Raw genomic sequence first — 6,015 nt, forward strand, 5'->3', positions numbered from 1 at the left:
GCCCTCCTCCGTGACGTCCGCCACCGCCGCCTGACACGCCGCCAGGTTGCCCGCGGTGGCGCCCGCGAGCAGCCGCGACGCGAACAACCACGGCAGCCACTGGACGTGGGTGGAGTACGCGAACAGGGCCATGGAGATCGCGTTGCCCAGCAGGCTCAGCAGGATGACGGGACGGCGCCCCACCCGGTCCGACAGCCGCCCCAGCACCGGCGAGGCCACCAGCTGCGCGAGGGAGAACAACGCCAGCAGCACGCCCGCCGTCGTGGCCGTCCCGCCCATGGACTCCACGTAGAACGGCAGCAAGGGGATGATGAGGCCGAAGCCCACCAGGTCCAGGAACACCGTGACGAAGACGAGCGCCCGTACCCGTCGCTGCACGTTCCGGGGCACGGGAGAAGTCCATGATGGCGGGGGCATGTGCCTGATGATTGACGGCCCTGCCCGCCAGGGGAACAGGTTTCGCGTCCGGCGAATGGCCAGATTCAGCCATGATAGACTTTACATCCCCGAAAACCCTGCACACCGACAGGGGCCTGGCCTCGGGGATTGAGAGGAACGTCACCATGCCTTCCCGTCGACACCGTCTGTCCTGGAGCGTCGCCGTCCTGCTGGCCTTCGCGCCGCCCGCCGCGAGCGCGGAGTCCCCGGAGCCCCACGTCGCCGTGGCGAGCGCGGCGGAGTGCTCGCAGCGCGTGCAGTCCGACGCGGAGCTCCGTGAGGGCGACGTCTCTGGCCTCGTTTGTATGTCGGTCCGGTGCAGCTCCGACCAGGAATGCCGTGACGCGTGCCCCACGGCGCGCACGGCGACGTGCTCCTTCAATGCGTGCAGCTACACGTACAGCGGCGGTGGAGGCGGAGGCGGCGGTGGTCCGACGTGTCCGTCGACCCGATGCATCGATGACGCGGACTGTGTCTGCCGCGGCGTCCAGGGGTACTGCGCGAACCGGGCCTGCGCCTACTGAGCCGCGCTGCCCGCCAGGGTCCGCCTTCAGCGCCGCTTCGCGGGAGGCGGGCCCACGGGCCTGGGGACCAGCAGGTCCTCGAAGAGGGCGAACACCTGCTCCGCCCCGCGCTGGAGCGCCGGCGCTCCGGCGTGCGCCCACTGTTCGAGCAGCCACCCATCCGTGGCCTGTCCGATGCCCATGAGGGACGTGAGCAGCAGGGACTCCGGCACATCGCCACGCACCGCGCCCAGCGCACGCCCGTCCTCCAGGACACGCTGGAACCACGCCACCAGCGGCCCTTCGAAGCGCAGCCACGCCTCCTGGAGCTTCGGATGGGTGCGCGCCTGCGACATGCTCCGGAGCAGCCGGGCCGAGCGCTCGTCGTCCACGATGTGCGTCGTCAGCGCGAGGTAACGCGCACGCAGGGCGCGCCAGAAGCCTTCCGCGTCCGCGGGCCGTTGCCAGGCATCGAAGCGCCGCGCCAGCGTGTCCAGTGTGAGGGCCAGCACGGCGGCGTACAGGTCGTCCTTGCCCTCGAAGTAGTAGTACGCGACGCCCTTGGAGAAGCCCGCGCGCTCCAGGATGCGGTTGTAGGAGGCCCCATCGAAGCCGTGCTCCGCGAACTCCTCCGCGGCCACGTCGAGGAGTGTCTGTCTGCGCTCGGGGTCGAGCCTGCTGGCGCGGGGACGGGGCATCGGACGCAGCGCTTCTATCAGGATGCGCCAGGCGTGTCGCCGAGCGCCGCGCGATGCAGGTGGTGCCACGCGGCGATGGCGCGGTCCGCCCGGACGAGCGTCCCGTGGGTCAGCGCGCCGGAGCGAGGCAGGCTGGAGCGAACCATCCGGTAGTCGTCTGGCTGGATGAAGCGGAACTCGAACGCAATCGCCAGCCGGGCGGCGAGCCACCGGAGCCCTGGCAGCCGGACGTATCGCTGATGGAAGCGCGCCGCGATCCACGTGTGCTCGGCATCCACGGGCGTGCAGACCACGGCGGCGTCCAGCCGGGGCGAGAAGCGCAGGTGGAGCACGCCCGGATAGCCCACGTCGATGTCGAACCGGAACCCCGTCCCGGGCGGACGCGTCTCCTTGCGCAGCCAGCCGACGGTGCGGATGGCCGCCGCGTCCACGTGGACCTCGTAGGGGTCCAGCCGCGTGTAGCCCGGCGGGACGTAACGCCGGTGCGCGAAGGGAAAGTGGTGGAGGTCCATCATCCCCTCCATGACCCGGGTGAAGCGCGCGTTCCAGACCTCCTCCACCGCGGCGCTGCTCGAATCAGGCTCCGGCGCGTCCGCGAGCCAGGGCAGCGCGGGAAGGGCTGCTGGCGCCCGGCCCCCCAGCCACGCCCAGATGAACCCATGTGCCTCCCGCACCGGATGCAACCGCAGCGCGAGGCCTCGCGAGGGCTTCGCGTCACGGCCCTCACAGGGCATGGCCAGACAGGCGCCGCCTCCGTCGTAGCGGAAGCCGTGGTAGGGGCACTCGAGCGCCCCCTGCCGCACGCGCCCAAGCCCGAGGTCCGCGCCCCGGTGGGGACAGGCCGCATCCGCGCAGTGGGCCTCGCCCGCGGTGTCCCGCCAGAGCACGAGCCGCCGCCCCAGGCGCTGGATTCCCAAGGGCCGTCCCGCCCCGAGCGCCGGTGACCGCGCCACCGCGTACCAGTGCGCCGCCCACTGTTCGGCGTGCTTCGAGCCCGTCGCTTCGTTCATCGAACACCCGCCCTGGACCATCAGTTGGACCACTGGTCTAATACTGGCGGCCGGACTGGGTGCTCGCAACCGAAAACGCGCGGGAGTGCCTTGCCTGCCTGGCTCAGGACGCTTCCGGCTTCGGAGGGAAGCGCGACAGCAGCTTGTGCACGGCGTCGTTGATTTTCTTCTGGAGTTCATCGGGCGACAGGTCGCGGTGGAGCTCCGCCTGGGCGGTGCCGCGCCAGACCAGCCGCTGCTCGCGGGCATCCACGCCGTCGAGGATGAGCGTGCCCACGTCATATTCGCGGACGTAGGTGCGCGGCCCTCCCATGCCGTACGGATAGCCATAGGGCCCGTAGAAGGAGCTCCATGGGCTCCAGTAGGGGCCCCAGGGGTAGCCATAGAAGGAGTCCACCGTGTCGATGGACACCTTGGTGTCGATGGCCCCCTGCCATCCCACGAAGAAGTCCGGGTCCGCGCCCATGTCCACCTTCTGGTAGCCGCGAGCCTTCAGCTCCTGGTCCACCGCCATGCGCACGCGCACGTCGACGATGTCGTTGTAGACGCGGGCGTCCTTGCCCTGGGGCTGCGGCAGCCAGGCGTAGCGGCGGAAGTCCTCGATTTGCTCGACGGCGCTGGGGTCGTAGTTGGTATTGACGCGGATGCCCGAGCAGGCCGCCAGCGCCAGCCCCAACAGCACGGGGGTGATTCGGAACAACAGCCGCATGGGAGCCTCCTGGATGTCGGGGCGCGGACACATCGCGGCACCGGCTCCCTGCAAACCTAGGCGTCCGTCACGCGACCCTCGGGTACGGCCCGCACGTCCGGCGACTGTGGCGGAGCGGGTCCGGGCGAAAGGTCTGCCCGCTCGGGATGAAACCGCTGAATCCGTTGTTCGGCCCGCGCCTTCGGATGCCAGACCGTCTATATCCCCGGTCTTCGGCTCGCAGCCCCCAGCTTCAGGAGCAATCCTTGACACCTCCCCATCGACGATTCCCCGGCGCCAGGCAGGTGCTGCTCTCCGCGTGCACCACGGCCCTGCTCACCTCCTGCGCGTCCTCCACCTCCGCGGAGAAAGCCGCGCCGCCCGCCGCCGCGGCGCCCGCCGAGCCGCCCGCGTCCAAGCCGAAGCCCACGTATGGGACCTTCGGCTTCGACACCCCCGGCATGGACCGCGACATCGTGCCGGGCAACGACTTCTACGGCTTCGCCAACGGCACCTGGGTGCGGCGGACGGACATTCCGCCGGACCGCTCCAGCTACGGCATGTTCACCACGCTGGCGGAGCAGGCGGACCAGCGCAACCGCGAGCTCATCGAGGCGCAGCGCCAGGCCCCCGTGGGCAGCGAGGCCCGGAAGGTGGGAGACCTCTTCGCCAGCTTCATGGACGAGGCGGCCATCGAGGCCAAGGGCGTGACGCCGCTCAAGCCGGAGCTGGAGCGCATCGCCGCCATCGGGCAGCGCGAGCAGCTGGCCACGGTGCTGGGCGCCACGCTGCGCGCGGACGTGGACGCGCTCAACATGGGCGACGTCACCACGGACCGGCTCTTCGGCCTCTGGGTGGCCGAGGACCTGAACGAGCCGTCGCGCTACGCCCCCTACCTGCTGCAAGGCGGCCTGTGGCTGCCCGACCGGGACTACTACCTGGCCGACAACCCGCGCTTCACGGAGCTGCGCGAGCGCTACCAGGCGCACATCGCGACGATGCTGAAGCTGGCCGGCTTCGATGACGTGGAGACGCGCGCGGGCCGCGTCTTCGCCCTGGAGCGGAAGATGGCCCAGGCGCACGTGTCGCAGGTCGACACGCGGGACATCTCCAAGGCGAACAACCCCTGGCCGCGCGCGGAGTTCACGAAGCGCGCGCCCGGCCTCGCCTGGAAGGCGTTCTTCGACGCCGCGGGCCTGGGCACGCAGGAGCAGTTCATCGTCTGGCAGCCGAGCGCGCTGACCGCCCTGTCGAAGCTCGCCCAGAGCGAGCCCCTGCAGGCGTGGAAGGACTACCTGGCCTTCCACGCGGTGGCCCGCGCGGCCCCGTACCTGCCCAAGGCCTTCGTCGACGAGACCTTCGCCTTCAACGGCAAGACGCTGAGCGGAACGCCCGCGCAGACGGAGCGCTGGAAGCGGGGCGTGTACGTCACCAACCTCTCCATGGGCGAAGCGGTGGGCAAGCTCTACGTGGCGAAGCACTTCCCGCCGGAGGTGAAGGCGGAAGCGGAGGCCATGGTCCGCAACATCATCACCGCGTTCGAGAAGCGCATCGACGCGCTGACGTGGATGTCGCCCGACACGCGGACCCGCGCCAAGGAGAAGGTGGGCACGCTCCAGGCGAGCATCGGTCACCCGGAGAAGTGGCGTGACTACTCGGGGCTCGACATCGTGGCCGGTGACGCCTACGGCAACGCCGAGCGCGCCGTCCGCTTCGAGTACCAGCGCAACGTCGCCAAGCTGGGCCAGCCCGTGGACCGGAAGGAGTGGTACATGGTGCCGCAGCTGGTGAACGCGCTGAACTCACCGCAGCAGAACTCCATCATCTTCCCGGCCGCCATCCTCCAGCCGCCCTTCTTCGACGCGAACGCGGACCCGGCCGTCAACTACGGCGGCATCGGCGCGGTCATCGGTCACGAAATCGTCCACAGCTTCGACGACGTGGGCGCGAAGTTCGACGCGCGCGGCAAGCTGGAGAACTGGTGGACGAAGGAGGACGAAGCGAAGTTCCAGGCCGCGGGGAAGGCCCTGGCGGCGCAGTACAACGCCTACCGCCCGCTGCCGGACCTGTCCGTGAATGGCGAGCTGACGCTGGGAGAGAACATCGCGGACATGGCGGGCGTGGCGGTGGCCTATGACGCCTACCAGCTCTCCCTGGGCGGGAAGCCCGCGCCTGTCATCGACGGCTACACCGGCGACCAGCGCTTCTTCCTCGGCTTCGGACAGGTGTGGCGCACCAACTACCGCGAGCCGTACCTGCGCCGCATCATCATGACGGACGGCCACGCGCCGGGCCCGTACCGCACCGCCACCGTGCGCAACCTCGATGCCTGGTATGGCGCGTTCGACGTCAAGCCCGGGCAGACGCTGTTCCTGGCTCCCGAGCAGCGCGTCCGCATCTGGTAGACCTCATTTCATGAAGGTGTTTGAAATGTCTCACCTGGCAAGCAAGGGCCCCGTGCTCGAAACGCCGCGTCTCCTCCTTCGGCCGCCCCTGGCCGAGGACCTGGAGGGCTTCGCGGCGCTGTCGGCCGACCCGGAGTCGGCGCGTTTCATCGGAGGCGTCCAGCCGCGGTTGATGGCGTGGCGCAACCTGTATGCGATGGCGGGCGCGTGGTCGCTCCAGGGCTTCGCGATGTTCTCCGTGCTGGAGAAGTCCACGGGCGCGTGGGTGGGACG

General features: G+C 70.0%; 7 protein-coding genes. 3 read left to right on the forward strand and 4 right to left on the reverse strand.

Annotated elements, in window-relative coordinates:
* On the reverse strand, positions 1-378 hold a 378-nt coding region (locus G4D87_RS32210; RefSeq protein WP_240358780.1), incomplete at its 3' end, for an MFS transporter.
* A gap of 185 nt (positions 379-563) precedes the next feature.
* On the opposite strand from G4D87_RS32210, the gene G4D87_RS32215 reads away from it, so the two are divergent.
* Positions 564-962 (forward strand): hypothetical protein, encoded by a 399-nt coding sequence (locus tag G4D87_RS32215; RefSeq protein ID WP_163786522.1) that lies wholly within the window; start codon positions 564-566, stop codon positions 960-962.
* Positions 963-988: 26 nt separating this feature from the next.
* Here the strand turns inward: G4D87_RS32215 and G4D87_RS32220 are convergent, their stop codons facing one another.
* The 3 genes from G4D87_RS32220 to G4D87_RS32230 all read right to left on the reverse strand — a co-directional run bounded on the left by G4D87_RS32220 (position 989) and on the right by G4D87_RS32230 (position 3,358).
* Positions 989-1,639, reverse strand: a complete 651-nt coding sequence (locus tag G4D87_RS32220; protein WP_163786523.1) for a TetR/AcrR family transcriptional regulator — start codon at positions 1,637-1,639, stop codon at positions 989-991.
* Between the two features lie 17 nt (positions 1,640-1,656).
* Positions 1,657-2,649, reverse strand: a complete 993-nt coding sequence (locus G4D87_RS32225; protein WP_163786524.1) for a Rieske 2Fe-2S domain-containing protein — start codon at positions 2,647-2,649, stop codon at positions 1,657-1,659.
* A gap of 103 nt (positions 2,650-2,752) precedes the next feature.
* The gene (locus G4D87_RS32230) at positions 2,753-3,358 is read right to left on the reverse strand and encodes a DUF4136 domain-containing protein (RefSeq protein WP_163786525.1); all 606 of its coding nucleotides are present in this window, start codon (positions 3,356-3,358) and stop codon (positions 2,753-2,755) included.
* Positions 3,359-3,603: 245 nt separating this feature from the next.
* Between G4D87_RS32230 and G4D87_RS32235 the strand changes: the two genes are divergently transcribed.
* Together G4D87_RS32235 and G4D87_RS32240 are read left to right on the forward strand one after the other, a co-directional pair.
* Positions 3,604-5,742, forward strand: coding sequence for a M13 family metallopeptidase (locus G4D87_RS32235; protein WP_163786526.1), 2,139 nt, complete (start codon positions 3,604-3,606; stop codon positions 5,740-5,742).
* Between the two features lie 25 nt (positions 5,743-5,767).
* Positions 5,768-6,015: GNAT family N-acetyltransferase (locus tag G4D87_RS32240; protein WP_240358781.1), on the forward strand; the 248-nt coding region annotated here is incomplete at its 3' end.

Origin of the sequence: Myxococcus vastator (genome assembly GCF_010894475.1) — a bacterium.
Classification (GTDB): Bacteria; Myxococcota; Myxococcia; order Myxococcales; family Myxococcaceae; genus Myxococcus; species Myxococcus vastator.